Genomic DNA, 17,161 nt, shown 5'->3' with positions numbered 1-17,161 from the left:
CAAAGGAAGCGGGCGGCCCCAATTACAACGGCGCCGAAGGCTAGCCGTTCATTTTCTCGCCCAGCTGCTGGATCAAGTCCGCGGTGCGGGTCGAGTAGCCGGTTTCGTTGTCGTACCAGCCAATCACTTTGGCCAGCGTGCCGTTGGCCGAAGTTAGCTCCGAGTCGAAGATGCACGAGTGGGGGTTACCCACGATATCGATGCTCACAATCGGGTCAGCGGTGTACTCGATGATGCCTTTCAGGGGGCCCTCGGCGGCGGCTTTCAGCGCGTCGTTGATCTCCTGCTTGGTTACCTCACGCTTCAGAATCACGGTCAGGTCGGTCATCGAACCGTCCGGCACGGGCACGCGCATGGCGAGGCCATCGAGCTTGCCCTTCAGTTCGGGCAGCACCAGGCCCACGGCCTTGGCAGCGCCGGTGCTGGTGGGGATGATGCTGTAGGCTGCGGCGCGGGCGCGGCGCAGGTCCTTGTGGGGGGCATCCTGGAGGTTCTGGTCCGAAGTGTAGGCGTGCACCGTGGTGATGTAACCCTTCTCGATGCCGAACGTGTCGTTCAGCACTTTGGCCATGGGAGCCAAGCAGTTGGTCGTGCAGCTCGCATTCGAAATAATGGTTTCGCTGCCGGTCAGGGTGTCTTCGTTCACACCGAGCACCACCGTGGGAATGTTGCCGGTAGCGGGAGCCGAAATCACCACTTTTTTAGCGCCGGCCGTGATGTGCTGGCCTGCGCCGGCCTCGTCCACGAAGCGGCCCGTGCTCTCGAGCACGATGTCAACGCCCATTTTGCCCCAGGGCAGCAGTTTGGGGTCACGCTCGGCGAGGGCCACAATGTGCTGGCCGTTCACGGTCAGGCTGTTGTCGTCGTAGCTCACCGTGCCGTCGAAGCGGCCGTGCACCGAGTCGTACTTGAGTAGGTGGGCGAGGGTCTTGTTATCGGTCAGGTCGTTGATCGCAACGATTTCAACGTTGTCACGGCCCAGCAGGGCTTTGAACGTGAGGCGGCCGATGCGGCCGAAGCCGTTGATGGCGACTTTGATTTTTGCCATTGGTAGCAAGAAAAAAAAAGGTGGCAAGCCGCCCCTTCGGCGGCTTGGTAAAACGCGGGGCGAAGATAGCAGGAAGCCTGCGCCCGGCTCCTTACTTTTACGAAACCAGGGCCCCGGCGGCCATTCCGCCCCCACTTTAGCCCCAACCGCGTAATTTTTCAGCCTGAAAAACAAGCCAGTTACGTCTCAGCCGGCATTTTTTTTGGGCCCGCCCCTTGCCTAGCAAAATGAAGCCCTTACCTTTGCATCACCAAAACGGAAAAACGGTCCGTTCGTCTAGGGGTTAGGACAGTAGATTTTCATTCTACCAACAGGGGTTCGATTCCCCTACGGACTACAAGAAAGCCACCTCTAAAGGGTGGCTTTCTCTTTGTCTATCAAGCAGTTAAAACATCACTGCTTTGTTTTTGGGTTACAAAAAATAGGGATTTGGGTTACAATGCATTTGCCGGTTTCGCGGGCAAATGCAAAACCATCACGCTCCATTTTGTACCCTCCCCCACATCTTGAGGACCTATACCGCAGTTACTTGAACAACTCGGCGTCAAAATTTTAGCGTTGGTTGTGGCTACGTCCCGCCCCTCCTTGCGACGACCTGGCACTGGGCAACCGTATTCAGGCACGTAACCTTCAACTGACTTCGCCCGAGCTTCGTGCGTACTGGATGCAGGAACTGGAAACGGATTTGGAACTCGTGCGCAACTACGAGGCATGGCGCGCATCTGGGCATGGAGACTTAGTGCAGTGGGGGCTGAACACCAAAAACGCGTGTCTTACAATGGGGGAGCTACTTACTACTACAAGAAGTAACGACTCCTGATACTCCCCTTCTCTACCCATGCAGACCGAAGCACAATGCCCACCGACCAGCAGGTTTCTGCTTGCGGATGAGCTGCTCACCGACCGTGCCATTCGCTTTATTCAAACCGAATGCGTGCGGCGCAACCGCGGCAAAGAGGCAACGGCGGCTTACCAGCAGTTTATAGGCTGGGTCCGGCAGGCGAACCAAGTGGCACTGTTCACCCTATACGCCTACGCGGACCTCGCCGTACCGAAGAAATACGACTGCCTGTTCAATTACAATGACCCCGCACAGTTCGTGCGTGCAGCGTGCGAACTCACGTATAGCATCTGGGAAGGCTGGCTCCCACTGGACCAGGTGGAGCATGGGCATAAGCATATCTGCGTACTCACTTTCGCTGACCCGGTGCCGGATATGATTCACTCGCTTTACCAAGAAGACGGTGATTTCACCAACCAGTCCTTCCACAAATTCAAGGTAGGCTTGTGCGACTTTGCGGACTTCGACGCTATTGCCCGTGCCCTGGCGCGGCGTGCCCATTTAAAGAAAATCTATAGCACCACCTGGTGGGAGCACGAGGAGCAAGACTCACCTTAGAAACAACGTCGGACGCATGCCATCTTAGCGTTTCCATATGATGAAACGCTACGTCTTCCTCGCCTTACTACCCCTCCTTTCGTGCCAAGGGCAGCAGCCCGCAGACTCGCCGACACGAGTGGGGGTGCCCGTCGAGCACGTCGTCGCCACCAAGGACCAGCAGGCGCGGCGGGCGCAGTCAGAGGCGTACTGTAAAGCCCACGGGGTGCCCTACTATAAGAACCCCACGGCGATGCTTACGGACTCGGAAGCCGAAGCGACCCTGCGCACCCAGGACGAGGTGGTGGACCGGGCGCTCGCCCTGTGCTTCATCGGCTTGAAAAGTGAGGGAATGTCCCTGACGCAACTAGCGGAGATTGATAGAGCTTATCACATCTCGCCCAAGCTTACCCCTAATGAGCGCGCCTACGTCACCGCGCCGCACCCCACCGAGCAGCAGCAAGCCGATGCCAACTGGCGCTACGAGGGGCTGCACGTACTGCTGTGGGCGGTGGGGTACGTGCCCGCCCTCGCCTATCCCGACCGCATGTGCGAGGTAGCGTCTGATGTGAAAATTATCCACGATTTGTCGGAGGCACAGTTCCGAGCGCGTGCCAAGCTGCGCAGCAAAAAGGAAATACTCGACCAGGCGGACCTCATCCTGCGCCTCGATTGGGCGTGCACGGAAGCCCGTCTGAAAAAGCAACCGGCACCGGGGGGACTCAGCAGTGATGCCGTGGTCGAGCGCCACCACGCGCTGAATTGGCTGATGCAGTATGGTGACCAGGAGTGGGACGATGTGTCCACGGACACGTAACAGCGAGCTACTCCCTACGCGCAGTTGCGTAAGCCACGAGAAGCTCAAGGCTGGCAGCAAAATATTTCCTGTCCCCTACCGCCTATCCAGCGGCAGCCTTCGAACAAGGGGGTGTCTTCTTCTCTCTCCCCCAATCGCCCATGAAGCTCCCTACCCTCCACGGCTACATTGACCGGCGTATGCTGGTCAATTTTACGGCGGACCCCGCCGTGGTGCGCCGGCTGCTGCCCGCTCCCTTTCAGCCGCAGCTTTACCAAGGAAAAGCGATTGTCGGCATTTGCCTCATCCGACTACGCCAGGTCAAACCCAAAGGCTTACCCAACTGGCTGGGCATCACCTCCGAGAATGGTGCCCACCGCATTGCAGTAGAATGGGAAGAAGCCGGACAACTCCAGCAGGGGGTATACATCCCGCGGCGCGACACGTCGCTGCGCTTGAACGCACTTGCCGGAGGGCGCTTGTTTCCAGGCAAGCACCATTTGGCTACGTTTCAGGTGCGAGAAGCGGCAGGTAACTACCACCTTAGCTTTACGAGTTCGGACAATACGACCATCCGAGTGGAGGCGCAAGAAGCAAAAACCTATCCCTCGAACTCCATCTTTCCCTCGCTTACGGCTGCCTCCGCCTTCTTTGAGCAGGGCGCGGTGGGCTACTCCCCTAGCGCGCACGGCTATGACGGACTGCGGCTGCACGCCTACCAGTGGCGGGTCCGCCCACTAGACGTGCAGCATGTGGAGTCGAGCTTCTTTGAAGATGTCACGCGATTCCCAGCAAGCTCCATCCATTTTGACAATGCGTTGTTGATGACCAACATCGAACACGAGTGGCACAGCCTGCGAGCAAAACCGCACGTAGCGAATGCGTGCTGCGGCTAGCTGGGGTCACGCGCCTATGTTCAGAAAAAAGCAAGTGGTTTATAAAAGCCGACCCCGGCTCATTGCGCTCCTACTCATTAACTGGGGGTTTGTCGCGCTGTGCCTCTGGACTAAACAATGGTCCGGGCTCGCCTTTTTTGGGCTGGGCACCGTGATAACTACTTATCTGTTGCCCGACTCTAAAAAGAAGCGGCTGCTTTACAGCACCCCAGCTTACCGGGCGCACCTCACCCGTGAGTTTGCGGCTATGCAAACGGACCCCGGTGATTTTACCTACTTTGCCGGTGGCTTTAGCGCACCGGCAGCTACGGGCTACCTAAAGATTGCGTGGGACGACTTGCGGGCAGTATTTGCCTATAAACGTGACCTGTATGCTACGGACGAACTATGCCTGGACATATTCTGCCCGGAGAATAACTCGTTAACCATTACGGAGGAAACCGCTGGCTGGCACACTTTTACTGAGCAGTTAGCGGCGCACCTACCCCTTCTTCCTGGCTGGTACGGGGAAGTTGCCGTGCCTGCGTTCAAAACCAAACTAACCCTACCGTACGAACGCGAGAACCGTTCCTTTGCCCAGGCAGTGGCAGTGTATTACCCAACCGATGCCCAGCCGGCTTGATAAGCAACACCATTCTTTTCTTCCATTATCTTCCCCGTTATGGCTTGGAATAAGTATTACGTCTTCGTAAAAGCACCGGAGTCCAATGACTTGGACGCCCTACTTACTAGCCTGGGCTTGGGTCATTACAAACCCGTAGAGGAAGTGCCCCTGCACGACTCCAACAAGCCAAAAACCTTGTTTGCTGGCTTTTACCAGGGCAATTTACTACTGGTACACCCAGACCTGGCGTTCCACTTCTTCGGGGAGGGACAAAGTGAAACCGAGCAGCTATTCACCCAGACCTTCCCCGGCAAGGAGATTGCGGCGCTCATCGAGAACAGCACGGTCGGGCTGTTTGGGTACGCAGTCCTGGAAGACGGGCACAAAATCCGCATGAAGGATGGCGCGGATGGCGAAATCTACCACGACGCGGGGGAGTTGCTGCCCGAAGAGCAGGAGATTCTAGCCGAGGAAATCTTTGGCGAGGAGGAACTTGATGAAATGCGGGAAGACGGCATGAGTGAGGAGGAAGTGCAGGCAATGGTCAGTTTTGAAGCCAGCTGGCGCGTGCCCAACTTGCTCAGCGCCCGGTACCTGGGCGAACCCGTCGGCGCGATTGATACCGCGCAGGTCATGCTCACCCGCTACGTCTAAACTGGCTTACCCGTGTTACCCATTTCTACTGCCGCCCCTGACGCGGACCTGCTCGCCCTGCTTGCCGACGCCATTGCCGACGTGGGCTACTGGACGTGGTGGGCGCAGGAGCTACCCGATACCTTCCAACTAGAATTTGCAGGTACGCAGCTTTACCTCGCGCCCCCGGCTAGCCCGGACCAGCGCCCATCCAGCCAAGTCGCCTTGCAATTCCGGCAGCCGACCTGCGTATGCTTCTTGTACCGGGGAGAGGAGACAACTGAATTTGCCTGGGTCGCGCAGTTGCAGCAGGACGAGTTGCCGCCGCCGACCTGCTCATACGATGGGGTTGGGTTCGGCGACGATGCGCGCCTCCGCACCTTACTGGCGCTGGCAACCCAGCGCCACCTCGTCCACGGTTACGTCCCTACCGACGACGCCTTCCTGCAAGAGCCTTACCGGCTGGTCTGCTGGTGCGGCGAGTACGGCGTCGCCCTCGCCGCCCCGCAGTTGCGGGTGATGACCCACGAGGGAGAGCAATCGCTGGACCAGATTACGGCGGCAAATCGGCAGTGGTGGGACTACTGGCGCACGTACTGGGCGAAGCGGTCCACTGTCGAAGCGCTCCCCTACGACGGCGCCTGTGAGGTCACTATCCCCCTACAGGACGATACCACGGCACCCGATGAGTCCCTTTGACCTGGTTGCCGCCATCAACGGGGCAGTACCGCAGTTGCTGAAGCCGAGGCGCAGCCTAACGTGGAACGACATTTCCGACCACTGCCTCTTCGTCCTCAGCGAAATAACGGACGAGCCAACGGATGCCCACCAGCGGCGACGGCAAACCAAGCGCCTCAACGATGCCAAGCAGCCCCTGCCGCTGGCGGACCTGGCGCCCGCCCTGCACCAGCTCCGCGGCAATGTGCACGACCTCAACCTGTACATCTACCGCGCTACGCGCGGGGTGACCATCGTGGACGTTCGCTACTACCCCCGGTCGTCCCTGGCGCCGGCGTACCGCGCCCAGGATGCTGAGTTGCCGCCCCTACTGCACGTGAAGGTCGCTACACTCCCGTGGGTGGCACTGGCGCAGCGGCAGCCCAAGTTCGACGTCAACTGGGAACGCCAAGTAACCCGGACGTGGTGGCGAATGCGCTGGTTGAAGTACCAGTTTAGCACCCGCAGTTCTTAGCCTTATGGAGTCAACCCACCTCTTTCCTTTGATTGTGCCCAGCAGCTACCTCCGCGAAAAGACCTGGGACCTGCCGCATCACCCGCTACCCAATAAAAATTTCATTCTGACCTGGGTTTGCTTTGGGACAGGCGCAGCAATGACGTACCTAACGCGGGCGGAGCACCAAGCGCTCGAAGCCACCCAACCCGGCTGGCAACGGGTGGCAGTGGAGAACCTACGCCATTCCTTGGTGGAGGGGGAACGCTTTTTCACGCACGCCAAGCTCAGCGATGACGCGCGCCGCGTCATTTTCCTTGCCTTCATGCACCAGGACGGGATTGGGTCGAGCAGGGTCCTGCTCGCAAACGAGCTGCGCCAAGCCTTTCCCGCTGGCTATGCCCTGGCACTACCCGACCGGAGTTGCGGGCTCGTCATCCCCCGCGATGCCACGGCGGCGGAGCTGGTCGGGGTTCGCGCCCTGGTGGAAACCATGCACGCGGGGGCGACCACGCCCCTGTCGAGTGCGCTGCTTTCCCCCACCGATTTCGCGTTGCCCGCCCCTTAGACGGAACCAGCGGACCCGGCGTCTGCGCCCGCCCTCGCGGAAGCAGTGCGGGCATTAACGACTGCTGATTAGTTCGACGCCTTGTCCCCGCGCCCATGACCCCTGCCGACCTTATTGCCGCGTACCGCTAGGCGTCCCCCACCGGGGCGGTGCCGGCGGGGGACCCGTCCTTTTCGTTTCAGCCCGGACCCCGGGAATACGGGTCCCCCACTGATGCCCACCTGGCGTTCCGCACCGCGGTGGTCGAGGCACTGCTGCCCGACGTTTCCCGGGCGGACCTTGCGCTGGTCTGGGCGCTGTTTGAGGCAGAGATGGCGTGTGAAGCCGCCACCCAGCAACATGAGAACCTGTACCAGATTTGTTTTTATTTGTATGAACTGGGGCAACTGGAAGACGTGTTTCGCTTGTATGAAGCGAAGTTTTTAGCGCGGAACATGGACGTGGGCATTACGCTGGACCGGGAGATGATGACCGTGGGGCACGAGGTGGCGGAGGTCCGTGCCTACGCGCGGGAGGTGTTCCGCCAACAGCCACCGCTCCAAACGCGCTACCCCACCCTGCTGCAAGAGCTGGACGGTTTGGTCGCGTACCCCGACTACGACAGCCTAGAAGATTACCGCACGTTCATCCGCGGCTATTTCTACGGTCACGAACCGGGTGACCTCCTCCCAGTAAACTAGGCCGCTGTAAAGTAGAGAAAATCGGGCACTTGTCGTACCTTAAAACCCCAGACAATGCCATGAAAAAGACCAAGTTTACCGAGGCCCAAATCGTGTTTGCCTTGCGCCAAGCGGACACGGGCGTGACCGTCGCGGAGGTGTGCCGGAAGATGGGCATCAGCGAGGCAACCTACTACAATTGGAAGAAAAAGTACGGTGGCTTGGGCGTGCCCGAACTGCGCCGGCTCAAGCAGTTAGAAGAGGAAAATCAGCACCTCAAACAACTCGTTGCGGACCTGAGTCTGGACAAACAGCTGCTGCAGGATGTGCTCAAACAACCTTCTGAAGCCCGTGCAGCGTCGCCACGCGGCTCAATACCTCCTCGACGCCTACCGCATCTCGGCTCGCCGGGCCTGCCGAGTGCTCCGCTTACAACGTGCTAGCTTCGCTTATCAGCCACACCGGCGGGATGATACGGTCCTGCGCCAACGCTTGCGCTTGCTTGGCCCAAGTGCGGGTGCGCTACGGCAGTCAGCGCCTGTATATCCTGCTGCGCCGAGAGGGCTGGCCGGACAATCACAAGCGCATACACCGCCTTTACTGCCTGCAGGGCTTAAACTTACGTAGCAAGCGCCCGCGCCGCAATCGCGCCGCAGCCCACCGGCTAGAACGTCTCCATTGGGTCGGCTACACCAGCGCTGGCGCATGGACTTTGTGGCCGATGACCTCTTCGACGGCCGCAAAATCCGCGCGTTGACGATAGTCGATAATTTTAGTCGCCAATGCGGGACCATTCACGTCGGCCAGTCGTTAAAAGGAGAAGACGTCGTGGCCGTGATGCAACGCTTACACCAGCAGTTAGGCGTGGTACCTGAGCGCATCCAGGTCGATAATGGCAGTGAGTTTATCAGCAAAGCGCTTGACCGCTGGGCCTATGACCAGCACGTGACATTGGACTTCTCGCGGCCTGGCAAACCGACAGATAATCCGTACATTGAATCGTTTAACGGCAGCTTCCGCGACGAGTGCCTGAACGTGCACTGGTTTCTGTCGCTGACCGATGCGCAGGAGAAAATCGAACACTGGCGCCAGGACTATAATGGCTTCCGGCCCCACAGCTCCCTACAGAATTTAACGCCCGATGAGGTAGTGGCGGCCGCCACTACGGTCGAGCTTCAGAACGCCTGATGCTCCACTTTCAACCGGCCCAGTAAATGGGAGGAGGTCACGTCTTCTCTAGACCACCTCAGTCGGCCAGTGAGTGACACGTGAACTGGTGCCACTGCAGCGGAAGGATGTTTTCTGACGTCGGGGTAACGGTCATACCTTAAAGATGGGTGGGTTAACGGCGATCACCTCTGTGCTACCCAGCGCCACCCCAAACAGGAAAGAAATAAGCTAATGAGCCCTGCTGCCATTGTAAGGCTTGCCACATCCCATATATGCCTTATGAACGGACTGACTAGCAACCGGAGGTAAATTATTAAGGCGCTTGAAGTGATAAGGCCAGCCCAGAAAAGAGCGGTTTGTCGACTGCCTGATCGAGGCGAATGTCCTTCTTGGGGGAGCGAAACGAAAGCCCAGCCGATTGCCGCGGCGGAGAGTGCATAATACCAGATTTCAAGCAATTGATACCCCTGTGCATTTAGGGAAAAAACTTCGTAGTAATTGGTTAGGATAGGGAATCGTTTGACTAGCAATCCATTTGCGTGCGTAGCGCTATCAAGTACGAGGTGGGAGGAAATACCAAGCAGTATGCTCAACACAACTATAACATACCTGCGCCGCAGGTGCAGCAGCCAATTCTGATTTTTATAAACCTGAAAACGGGCCAACAATGCATTGATAGGTAAGAAGTTGATGAGTGTATCTTTAATCACCAGGTGAAAAGTGACCGCTAACAGAATTGAAACGGGCAAGTCGTACCAGAATATTCCTGCGAATGTGTGGCTGTAGGTGTTGCCACCCCGCATTTGCATGAATTTCTCAAAATCAGGCGCCACGCTACCGATTATTAGGCCAGTTATGGACACATACTTTTTCTTTTTCTTGGGTAAGTAGCGGGCCGGCAGAACGAGAGCAGGATGAAAAAATGTGAAGGGCATAATATCTTGTTAATCTAATACTTCGGAGGGTGAAACCGCCTCGCCCAAACAACTGCTTACGTTTCTCAACAGTTTTCAAGCGTGTCATAAGCCATGTAATAATTCAATGGAGCAGGTATTTGCAAATAAAATATATGAATTTTATCTAATAGATTAATTAAATATTCATTAGCTTGCGCTGCATTTTATGCTTCAAGGTCTTCTCAATTCACAATCTTTGGTCAATATGTCTTTATATTTTACAAGATCGTTTTTATATTCATTAATATTAATATCTTCTTCTGCTTGCAGCTCATATAGGAAAATACCCTATTTTCAAGATCTTAATAAAAAAGTGATTTCTGAGGAGTCTTTAGATAATTATACTCCCCCCCTTATTCAAACGCAGGACATTTTAGGCATCAATGTCTCTAGCTTGAACCCCGAAGCTTCGGCAGTTTTTAACTACAACCTAAACCGGGTGAACGGCAACAACTATGATTTGTCGCCTGGAAATCCCGTTGTTGGCTATCTGGTAGATGTTCAGGGCGAAATACACCTGCCGCTGGTCGGCGCAATGAAGGTTTCTGGGTTGACTACTTCCGAGATAAGCCGACAGCTGCAAGCTAAGCTGCTGGCATACCTAAAGCAACCTACGGTTAACATAAGAATTATCAATTTCAAAGTCGCGGTTTTTGGCGATGTGCTCAAGCCTGACGTGTACAGCGTGCAGAATGAGCGGATAACTGTTCCAGAAGCCCTGAGCTTGGCCGGTGACTTGAATATCACGGCGGTTCGCACTGACGTGTTGCTTGTACGTGAGCAGAACGGAAAGCGACAATACGTTCCCATTGATTTGACATCCAAAGCGATTTTTAATTCGCCTTATTTCTATTTGAAGAACAATGATGTCATCTATGTACAAGCGGATAAAACGAAGTTTGCGACGGTTGACCGAGGCTACCGGACCGCTAGTTTAGTCCTTTCCGGACTGTCAGTCATTGCTATTGTGATCTCAACCATTCTCCGCTGATCACCCGGTGCTGTCCCACCCAATCCCTTTGACCCCGTCCATGCTGACAACTGATAGCTTTTCTATTCGCCGGTATATCGGCTACTGGCCGCTTTTCGCGGTGAGCTTGCTTATGGCGTTGGGGACAGCATTGTTTTACTTACGCTACGTCAAGCCGGTTTATCAGATTAAATCGACCTTGGCTATTCAGGACGAAACCACCGTGCCAAAGAAGTCTACGCTGCAAGAGATAGAGCTGGTGACCTCACCAAAAGTTATCGAAACTGAGATAGAAGTCCTGAAATCGCGCCGCCTCATTCGGCAGGGAGTGGACGAGCTTGGCCTGGCAATTTCTTACGAGCTCAAAACCGGGTTCTTCACCCGCGATTTATACCGGGACGCACCCGTAAAACTCGTGCTCCTGCAGCCTTTCGATGGCGTTGAAGACCGGGTGCTGTACCTGCATCTTGTCAATCCTACTTCATTCACACTGGAGGAAGCGAGCAATACTGCGCGCACGTTCCGCATGGGGGAAACTGTACGGAGTGATTTCGGAACGTGGCGCCTGGAGCCGACCGCTCAAGTACGGCAGTACCTCGGGGCGACTATTAAGATTGGACTACAGAACCCAGATAAAGTAACGGAGCGCTACCAAAAGGGCATTGAGGCCGTGATGCTCAGCAAGAAGGCGCCGACGCTCAGCCTGACGGTGAACGAAAGCAATCCAAGCCGCGGCGAAGACATGCTCAACTACCTAACCAAGGCATACAATGACGCGTCCGTCGCCGAGCAAAGCCGTATTTCGCAGTCTACAATTAGTTTTATTAATGAGCGTCTCAGCTCTATTACCAAAGAGCTTAATGCTTACGAGCGAGAAACGGAGAGCTACAGAAGCCAACGCGGCTTGACGGACCTCTCGTCGCAGTCACAGATATATTTGGAGAATAACCAGGCGAATGGCAACCGGCTGAACGAGGTGAACGTGCAACTGAACGTCATAGCGGGCCTCGAACGGTACCTAGTTGCAGGCCAAGCCGATGAAAAGGCGCCTTCCACTGCCGGCATTACCGACCTGGGCTTGAACAGCCTTATTGAGAAGCTCTCGCAGCTGCAGCTGCAGCGGGAAAAGCTGCTGGCTACTACCCCGGCCGGCAACCCGTTGTTTGAGCCTTTGGACCGCCAGCTGGCGTCAACCCGCAACGCCATCCGCAACAACGTGCAAGGCATCAAGACTTCGCTGCTGAGTACCCGTGAGCAGCTGCAAAGCTATAAATCCAGCATTTCGGGTAACATCCGGAGCATGCCTGGACAAGAGCGGCAGCTGGGAGGAATCAAACGCCAGCAGGCGATTAAAGAGAACCTATACACCTATCTGTTGCAAAAGCGGGAGGAGTTATCGTTGAAATACGCTTCCGCCACGGCTGACGTGCGGGTGGTAGATGCCGCCTTTGTGGGCGGAATAGTGTGGCCGAAGAAACCCCTGGTGCTAACCCTGGCCGTGTTGCTGGGCGTGGGACTTCCGCTGCTCATTGCATTGATCCGGGAGTACCCGCACGTGCGGGTTACGTCTCGGGATGAAATAGAGCGCCGGCTGGCCGTTTCTGTTTTAGCAGAAGTGAACCAGGCAGGCAAGCTTCGGAACGGATTGATTTCCGACCACCCTTCAGGTGTTATCGCCGAGCAATTTCGCGTCTTGCGCACGGTGCTGCGCACATTGCCGATGGGCAAGCGGCCCGATCGGGTTACGCTGGTAACGTCGAGTATTGCCAACGAGGGCAAAACCTTTGTGAGCACCAATCTGGCCGTTTCCCTGGCGGCTTCAGGCCGTAAAACCGTGTTTTGCGAATTCGACCTGCGGCGGCCCGGGGCATCCAGCCTGACAAAGTTGGTTGGAGCAGCGCATCCCGGGCTCAGTGAGCTGCTGACAGGTGAAGCAACACTCGCAGAGGCCACTCAACGGGTTGAGGGACACCCGAACCTGTACTTCATTGGTAGCGGAACGCCCACTGCCAACCCCGCCCAACTAATCGAAGGCCCGGCCACGGCGGAGCTAATCATTCAGTTGCGCGAGCGCTACGACGAAGTCATCATCGATTCGCCGCCAGTACACCTGGTGAGTGACGCCCGTATCCTGGCGCCATGTACCGATCTGGCGCTGTATGTGGTACGGCAAGGCGTGACCCCCGTCGAAGAACTGGATTTCATTCGGCGCCTAACGGTTAGCAAAGAATTTCAGGAATTCCATCTCGTCTTCAACGGCATCAACAAGGCCAAGCACGGCTACGGTTACCAGTACGACGAAAGCTATTACCAGCCGCGTGCGCACCCTGTGTCTTAAACGCCTGCGCAGTTGCTCGTGCGATTACAATTTGTCCTATGGTTGCTCTTTCCATCATTGTTCCAGTCTACAACAAGGAAGAATACATTGATGGGACAATTACGTCCATTCTGGCGCAGTCATTCACCGACTTTGAGCTGTTGCTGATCGATGATGGTTCGACGGATAAGAGCGCGCAACGATGTGCTTATTACGCGGCTATGGACAACCGGATACGGGTGGTCAGCCAAGCAAACCAGGGCGTATCCCAGGCCCGAAATACGGGCTTGCGGCTTAGCGAGGGCACGTACATTGGGTTCATCGATGGCGACGACTTAATTGAGCCGGATATGTACGAGTTGCTCATAACCAATGCATTGGCCACGCAGGCAGATGTATCGGTTTGCGGCATGAAGGTTTTCCACGCGGGCAGCGTGTCCGAGAAGGCTGCCAGCCATCAAGTGCAGGTCTTTAACCGGAATGAAGCGCTTTCCGCCATGCTGACCGGCGTACTGGAATGGAGCGCCAACAACAAAATATACGTGGCTGCTTTAGCCAAAAGCATTGCCTTCGAAGGCCGGATAAACGAAGACTTGTACTACGTATTCCGAGTCCTTTCGCAGGCAAATAAAGTGGGGTTTACCAACAACCCGAAATATCACTACATCAAAAGGGATAATTCGGTAAGCATGGCAAAATTCAACGCGGCGCAGATGGAAAGCATTGCGGTTTCCCAAAGGATACTGGCCGCCATTCAGCAAGACTCACCCGCTCATCTCGAGGAGGCTAGGGCGCTGGACTTTGGCGCGCACCTTTCGATTCTAAACATGATTCTGCTGGCATCAAAGGTCAAATACGACGCTTACTACCAGCAGGTTTCCCGCAACTTGGCTGCTTATGCCGATTCCGTGAATCAGCTAAAGTATGTTGCACCTAAGCAAAAATATGCATTTAAGCTATTCATGCTTAATCCTTTGCTATACAACTTTTTTCTGCGCTCCTACTGCTTTTGGTTTTCTACCGAAGCTGGGAAAAAAACCCGGTAAATCCATCAACAAGTTTGATGCAATGCCAAAGCTGCACCCATTGGGACGGTACCATAGCTTGATTCATGCAAATTCTTTTCGTCGGCGAAAACATTCATACTTCCAGGTCGGGCGTGGTAACGATCATGAAGCAGTTGCTGGAATCGGACTTTCTCAAACAGAGGGTCCGTTACCGGCCCATCTACACGACTGGGGACAACTTTCCGGCGGTTAAGAAGCTGCGGGGCTGGTTGTTGGCGTATGCACGTTTTCTTTTCCTGCTGCCCGGGTCCGACCTCGTGCATATTCATCACGCTATTAACCTCAACTTCTGGCTAACTGGGGGCATGGTTTACGTGGCCCGGCTCTTTGGCAAGAAAGTAATCCTGCATAACCACGCTGCCGATTTTCACTTGTTTTACAATGGACGGTCAGCCTGGCAGCAACGGCTTATGGGCAGCATATTCGCGGCGGCCGACGCCAACATCGTACTGTCCACCAGCTGGCAGCAATGGTACCGGTCGGTAGCACCACGCGCTAATTGGGTGCTGTTGCCCAACGCTATTCAGCTGCCTAAAAATTTAGTGGCCAAGTCCTTATCCGGAGAGGAAATTGTGTTGGTGTACCTAGCGCGCATTGAAGAGCGAAAAGGGTTTTATAATCTCATGAATGTCCTGCCGGCCTTGGTAGCGCAGTACCCACGGTGCCGGCTCTACATCGCCGGGCAGGGCGATATCGATGCCGTGCGCGCCTTAGTTGCCGACAAGGGTTTGTCAGATGCCGTGGTAATAATGGGCCATATCAACAACGAGCAGAAGGACTCAATCCTGCGCAAGGGGCACATTCTTGTTTTGCCCAGCTTCAACGAAGGCTTGCCCATGGCGCTGCTCGAAGCCATGGCCTACGGATTGGTGCCGGTAACTACCCCAGTGGGCGGGATCCCCGACGTGGTGACCTCCGGCGAAAATGGCCTGCTGGTGGCCCCTGGCGATGAAGCAGCGCTTTTGAAAAGCATAACCAGCTTACTGGCTGCCCCGCGTCATTACCAGCAAATGTCGGCGAATGCCAAGCAGCGCGTGGGGCAGGGTTTTGAACTGCGCAGGTATAAAGAGCGGCTCGCTGAGCTTTACAATTCGCTGAAATAATTCGCGCAGGAACCATGAAAATAGGGATTGTATTTTCCGGCGGCGGCCATTATTTGGAGGCGATGAATGCCTGCAGAACATTGGTGGGCCAGGGGCAGCATTCATTTTTTTACGTGACGTACCGGCAAAAGCATCCTCCTGGCGGGGGCGCACGGGTGCATTACGTGGCGCACCCTAAGCACGGCTGGGCGGCTCGACGGCTATGGCTGCTGTTGATAAATTTTGTGCAGTCGCTGGCCGTGTACGCGAAAGAAAAGCCTGACCTAATTATTTCGACGGGTGCCGATGTAACCTTATCTATTATGCTGATCACAAAGCTTTTCGGCAAAAAGGTTGTGTTCATCGAGTCAGGGGCTAACGTTACTCAGCCATCGCTGACCGGTAGGCTGATCTATCGCTTCGCGGACTTATTTATCATTCAGTGGCAGGAACTGAAGACGCACTATCCACGCGCGATTTACGGAGGGCCACTACTATGATATTCGTAACCGTCGGTACCGCCAATAAAGGTTTTGACCGGCTGTTGCGGGAATGCGACCAGATCGCGCAGCGCACGGGGCTGGAATTCTTCGCCCAAACCGGCAGCTCGGAGTTCAAGCCGCAGCATCTGGCTTACCAAGCGTGGCTGTCCAGGGACGAGATGCAGCAGTACTACCAACGGGCCAGTGCCTTTATCGTGCACGGGGGCTTTGGGACGCTGAGCGAAACGCTGAAGCTCGGCAAGCCAATTTTTGTAGTGCCCCGTCGGCTTGAGGACAGCGAAGCAGTTAATAATCAAGCTGATCTGGTAATCAAACTACATAGCCTAGGGCTAATCTACCACGTTGATCAGCTGACCCAACTCGAGCAAGTTCTATTGCAGCCGGAGGCACACCAATTCCAGCTGAATACCCTGACATCCACAATTCCCTCCATCCTTGAAAGCTATGTCAACCAACTCGTTCGTCACAAATAAGTTGAGCGTTGAGTTATCAATTGTCATCGTGGGCATGAACCATCTGAGCAAATTGAAAAACTTGTTCAACTCGTTGCTTGGTGAAGGAAAGACTACTCGTTCGCACGAAATCATTCTAGTAGATAACTGCTCGACGGATGGCTCGGTGGAATATGTTGCTGCTAATTACCCAGGGGTCATCATTTATCAAAACGACACGGTCCGGGGCTTTGCGGCCAATAACAATCAAGGCGTTAGCGTTTCTTCCGGGCAGTACCTCTTCATCTGCAACCCCGACATGGTCATCTTACCGGGAGCCATCGATGAAATGATTAAGTTTCATGAGTCCAATCCCGGTGTGGGCATTGTCTGCCCCAAATTATTGAACAGCGACCTGACTTACCAATACTCCGTGCGGCGGTTTCACAACCTTAAGGTACTGGCGCTACGAACTTTGTCGTGGGCCAACGATGAGTGGACGAACAAGTACATCCGAAAGTACTTAATGCTCGAATTCGATAAAAGCAAAACGCAGCTTATCGATTGGGCGCTGGGGGCAGCCATGGTGCTACGTCGCAGCGTTTACCAGCAATTAGGGGGATTCGACGAAAAGTTTTTTCTATACGTTGAAGATGTTGACCTGTGCCTTCGGTGTTGGACGGCCGGCTTCACCGTAGTATACTGTTCGCAAGCCGTGTGCATTCACGACCACCAGCGAGCCAGTACTAAGGGAATCAATGTGTTGCTGTGGCATCATGCAAAGAGCATGGCTTACTTCTTCTATAAGCACAAATTACTATGGCGGCCGGCTCGGGGATTCGAGGAGTTACGCCAGCCGGAAGACAATGTCTTTCATAGGGGGTAATTCCTTTGTGCAGCCCTTCCCTGCGA

General features: G+C 55.3%; 18 protein-coding genes, 1 tRNA gene and 1 pseudogene. 18 read left to right on the top strand and 2 right to left on the bottom strand.

Annotated features, from left to right (window positions below; genetic code table 11):
• Positions 1–40: 40 nt before the first annotated feature.
• On the bottom strand, positions 41–1,048 hold the full coding sequence (gene gap, locus EAH73_RS21890; protein ID WP_140469567.1) for a type I glyceraldehyde-3-phosphate dehydrogenase: 1,008 nt from the start codon (positions 1,046–1,048) through the stop codon (positions 41–43).
• Between the two features lie 265 nt (positions 1,049–1,313).
• Between gap and EAH73_RS21885 the strand changes: the two genes are divergently transcribed.
• From EAH73_RS21885 to EAH73_RS21835, 11 genes and pseudogenes are all read left to right on the top strand, one after another.
• A tRNA-Glu gene (locus EAH73_RS21885) sits at positions 1,314–1,385 on the top strand.
• Between the two features lie 501 nt (positions 1,386–1,886).
• On the top strand, positions 1,887–2,447 hold the full coding sequence (locus EAH73_RS21880; RefSeq protein ID WP_140469566.1) for a hypothetical protein: 561 nt from the start codon (positions 1,887–1,889) through the stop codon (positions 2,445–2,447).
• 37 nt (positions 2,448–2,484) lie between these two features.
• The gene (locus EAH73_RS21875) at positions 2,485–3,243 is read left to right on the top strand and encodes a DUF4272 domain-containing protein (protein WP_140469565.1); all 759 of its coding nucleotides are present in this window, start codon (positions 2,485–2,487) and stop codon (positions 3,241–3,243) included.
• 140 nt (positions 3,244–3,383) lie between these two features.
• On the top strand, positions 3,384–4,118 hold the full coding sequence (locus tag EAH73_RS21870) for a DUF2071 domain-containing protein (RefSeq protein WP_140469564.1): 735 nt from the start codon (positions 3,384–3,386) through the stop codon (positions 4,116–4,118).
• Positions 4,119–4,287: 169 nt separating this feature from the next.
• Entirely contained in the window at positions 4,288–4,740 is a 453-nt protein-coding gene (locus EAH73_RS21865) for a hypothetical protein (RefSeq protein WP_140469563.1), read from the top strand.
• Positions 4,741–4,779: 39 nt separating this feature from the next.
• On the top strand, positions 4,780–5,376 hold the full coding sequence (locus EAH73_RS21860) for a DUF6928 family protein (protein WP_140469562.1): 597 nt from the start codon (positions 4,780–4,782) through the stop codon (positions 5,374–5,376).
• Positions 5,377–5,388: 12 nt separating this feature from the next.
• Positions 5,389–6,054, top strand: a complete 666-nt coding sequence (locus EAH73_RS21855; RefSeq protein ID WP_140469561.1) for a hypothetical protein — start codon at positions 5,389–5,391, stop codon at positions 6,052–6,054.
• Positions 6,041–6,547, top strand: coding sequence for a hypothetical protein (locus tag EAH73_RS21850; protein ID WP_140469560.1), 507 nt, complete (start codon positions 6,041–6,043; stop codon positions 6,545–6,547). The genes EAH73_RS21855 and EAH73_RS21850 overlap by 14 nt, the downstream gene beginning before the upstream one ends.
• 34 nt (positions 6,548–6,581) lie before the next feature.
• Positions 6,582–7,094, top strand: coding sequence for a hypothetical protein (locus EAH73_RS21845; RefSeq protein ID WP_140469559.1), 513 nt, complete (start codon positions 6,582–6,584; stop codon positions 7,092–7,094).
• 239 nt (positions 7,095–7,333) lie between these two features.
• Positions 7,334–7,774: a hypothetical protein gene (locus EAH73_RS21840; RefSeq protein WP_140469558.1), complete on the top strand. Its 441-nt coding sequence runs from the start codon at positions 7,334–7,336 to the stop codon at positions 7,772–7,774.
• Positions 7,775–7,833: 59 nt separating this feature from the next.
• Positions 7,834–8,941, top strand: a pseudogene (locus EAH73_RS21835) (IS3 family transposase).
• Positions 8,942–9,105: 164 nt separating this feature from the next.
• Here EAH73_RS21835 and EAH73_RS21830 read toward each other — a convergent pair.
• Complete coding sequence (locus tag EAH73_RS21830; protein ID WP_140469557.1) at positions 9,106–9,858, bottom strand: DUF4184 family protein; 753 nt, start codon at positions 9,856–9,858, stop codon at positions 9,106–9,108.
• A gap of 187 nt (positions 9,859–10,045) precedes the next feature.
• On the opposite strand from EAH73_RS21830, the gene EAH73_RS21825 reads away from it, so the two are divergent.
• The 7 genes from EAH73_RS21825 (at position 10,046) to EAH73_RS21795 (ending at position 17,135) form a co-directional block, all read left to right on the top strand.
• A complete protein-coding gene (locus EAH73_RS21825) occupies positions 10,046–10,870 on the top strand; it encodes a polysaccharide biosynthesis/export family protein (protein ID WP_205013034.1) in 825 nt (274 codons plus the stop codon).
• Positions 10,871–10,910: 40 nt separating this feature from the next.
• On the top strand, positions 10,911–13,187 hold the full coding sequence (locus EAH73_RS21820) for a GumC family protein (RefSeq protein ID WP_140469556.1): 2,277 nt from the start codon (positions 10,911–10,913) through the stop codon (positions 13,185–13,187).
• A gap of 38 nt (positions 13,188–13,225) precedes the next feature.
• On the top strand, positions 13,226–14,212 hold the full coding sequence (locus EAH73_RS21815; protein WP_140469555.1) for a glycosyltransferase family 2 protein: 987 nt from the start codon (positions 13,226–13,228) through the stop codon (positions 14,210–14,212).
• A 65-nt stretch (positions 14,213–14,277) separates the two neighbouring features.
• Positions 14,278–15,336: a glycosyltransferase family 4 protein gene (locus EAH73_RS21810; protein ID WP_140469554.1), complete on the top strand. Its 1,059-nt coding sequence runs from the start codon at positions 14,278–14,280 to the stop codon at positions 15,334–15,336.
• Between the two features lie 14 nt (positions 15,337–15,350).
• On the top strand, positions 15,351–15,815 hold the full coding sequence (gene pssD, locus EAH73_RS21805; RefSeq protein ID WP_140469553.1) for a PssD/Cps14F family polysaccharide biosynthesis glycosyltransferase: 465 nt from the start codon (positions 15,351–15,353) through the stop codon (positions 15,813–15,815).
• A complete protein-coding gene (locus tag EAH73_RS21800; protein WP_140469552.1) occupies positions 15,812–16,291 on the top strand; it encodes a glycosyltransferase in 480 nt (159 codons plus the stop codon). The genes pssD and EAH73_RS21800 overlap by 4 nt, the downstream gene beginning before the upstream one ends.
• Positions 16,263–17,135 (top strand): glycosyltransferase family 2 protein, encoded by an 873-nt coding sequence (locus EAH73_RS21795; RefSeq protein WP_140469551.1) that lies wholly within the window; start codon positions 16,263–16,265, stop codon positions 17,133–17,135. The genes EAH73_RS21800 and EAH73_RS21795 overlap by 29 nt, the downstream gene beginning before the upstream one ends.
• Positions 17,136–17,161: the final 26 nt, after the last annotated feature.

Source organism: Hymenobacter nivis (genome assembly GCF_006439025.1).
Taxonomy (GTDB): domain Bacteria; phylum Bacteroidota; class Bacteroidia; order Cytophagales; family Hymenobacteraceae; genus Hymenobacter; species Hymenobacter nivis_A.
Note: the sequence above shows the minus strand (reverse complement) of the source record. Positions and strands in the feature narration are given on the sequence as shown.

Excerpts from the sequence above, each read along its gene's own strand:
- gap (WP_140469567.1), bottom strand. The coding sequence starts at position 1,048 with ATGGCAAAAATCAAAGTCGCCATCAACGGCTTCGGCCGCATCGGCCGC.
- EAH73_RS21880 (WP_140469566.1), top strand. The coding sequence starts at position 1,887 with ATGCAGACCGAAGCACAATGCCCACCGACCAGCAGGTTTCTGCTTGCG.
- EAH73_RS21875 (WP_140469565.1), top strand. The coding sequence starts at position 2,485 with ATGATGAAACGCTACGTCTTCCTCGCCTTACTACCCCTCCTTTCGTGC.
- EAH73_RS21870 (WP_140469564.1), top strand. The coding sequence starts at position 3,384 with ATGAAGCTCCCTACCCTCCACGGCTACATTGACCGGCGTATGCTGGTC.
- EAH73_RS21860 (WP_140469562.1), top strand. The coding sequence starts at position 4,780 with ATGGCTTGGAATAAGTATTACGTCTTCGTAAAAGCACCGGAGTCCAAT.
- EAH73_RS21850 (WP_140469560.1), top strand. The coding sequence starts at position 6,041 with ATGAGTCCCTTTGACCTGGTTGCCGCCATCAACGGGGCAGTACCGCAG.
- EAH73_RS21830 (WP_140469557.1), bottom strand. The coding sequence starts at position 9,858 with ATGCCCTTCACATTTTTTCATCCTGCTCTCGTTCTGCCGGCCCGCTAC.
- EAH73_RS21825 (WP_205013034.1), top strand. The coding sequence starts at position 10,046 with ATGCTTCAAGGTCTTCTCAATTCACAATCTTTGGTCAATATGTCTTTA.
- EAH73_RS21820 (WP_140469556.1), top strand. The coding sequence starts at position 10,911 with ATGCTGACAACTGATAGCTTTTCTATTCGCCGGTATATCGGCTACTGG.
- EAH73_RS21815 (WP_140469555.1), top strand. The coding sequence starts at position 13,226 with ATGGTTGCTCTTTCCATCATTGTTCCAGTCTACAACAAGGAAGAATAC.
- EAH73_RS21810 (WP_140469554.1), top strand. The coding sequence starts at position 14,278 with ATGCAAATTCTTTTCGTCGGCGAAAACATTCATACTTCCAGGTCGGGC.
- pssD (WP_140469553.1), top strand. The coding sequence starts at position 15,351 with ATGAAAATAGGGATTGTATTTTCCGGCGGCGGCCATTATTTGGAGGCG.
- EAH73_RS21800 (WP_140469552.1), top strand. The coding sequence starts at position 15,812 with ATGATATTCGTAACCGTCGGTACCGCCAATAAAGGTTTTGACCGGCTG.
- EAH73_RS21795 (WP_140469551.1), top strand. The coding sequence starts at position 16,263 with ATGTCAACCAACTCGTTCGTCACAAATAAGTTGAGCGTTGAGTTATCA.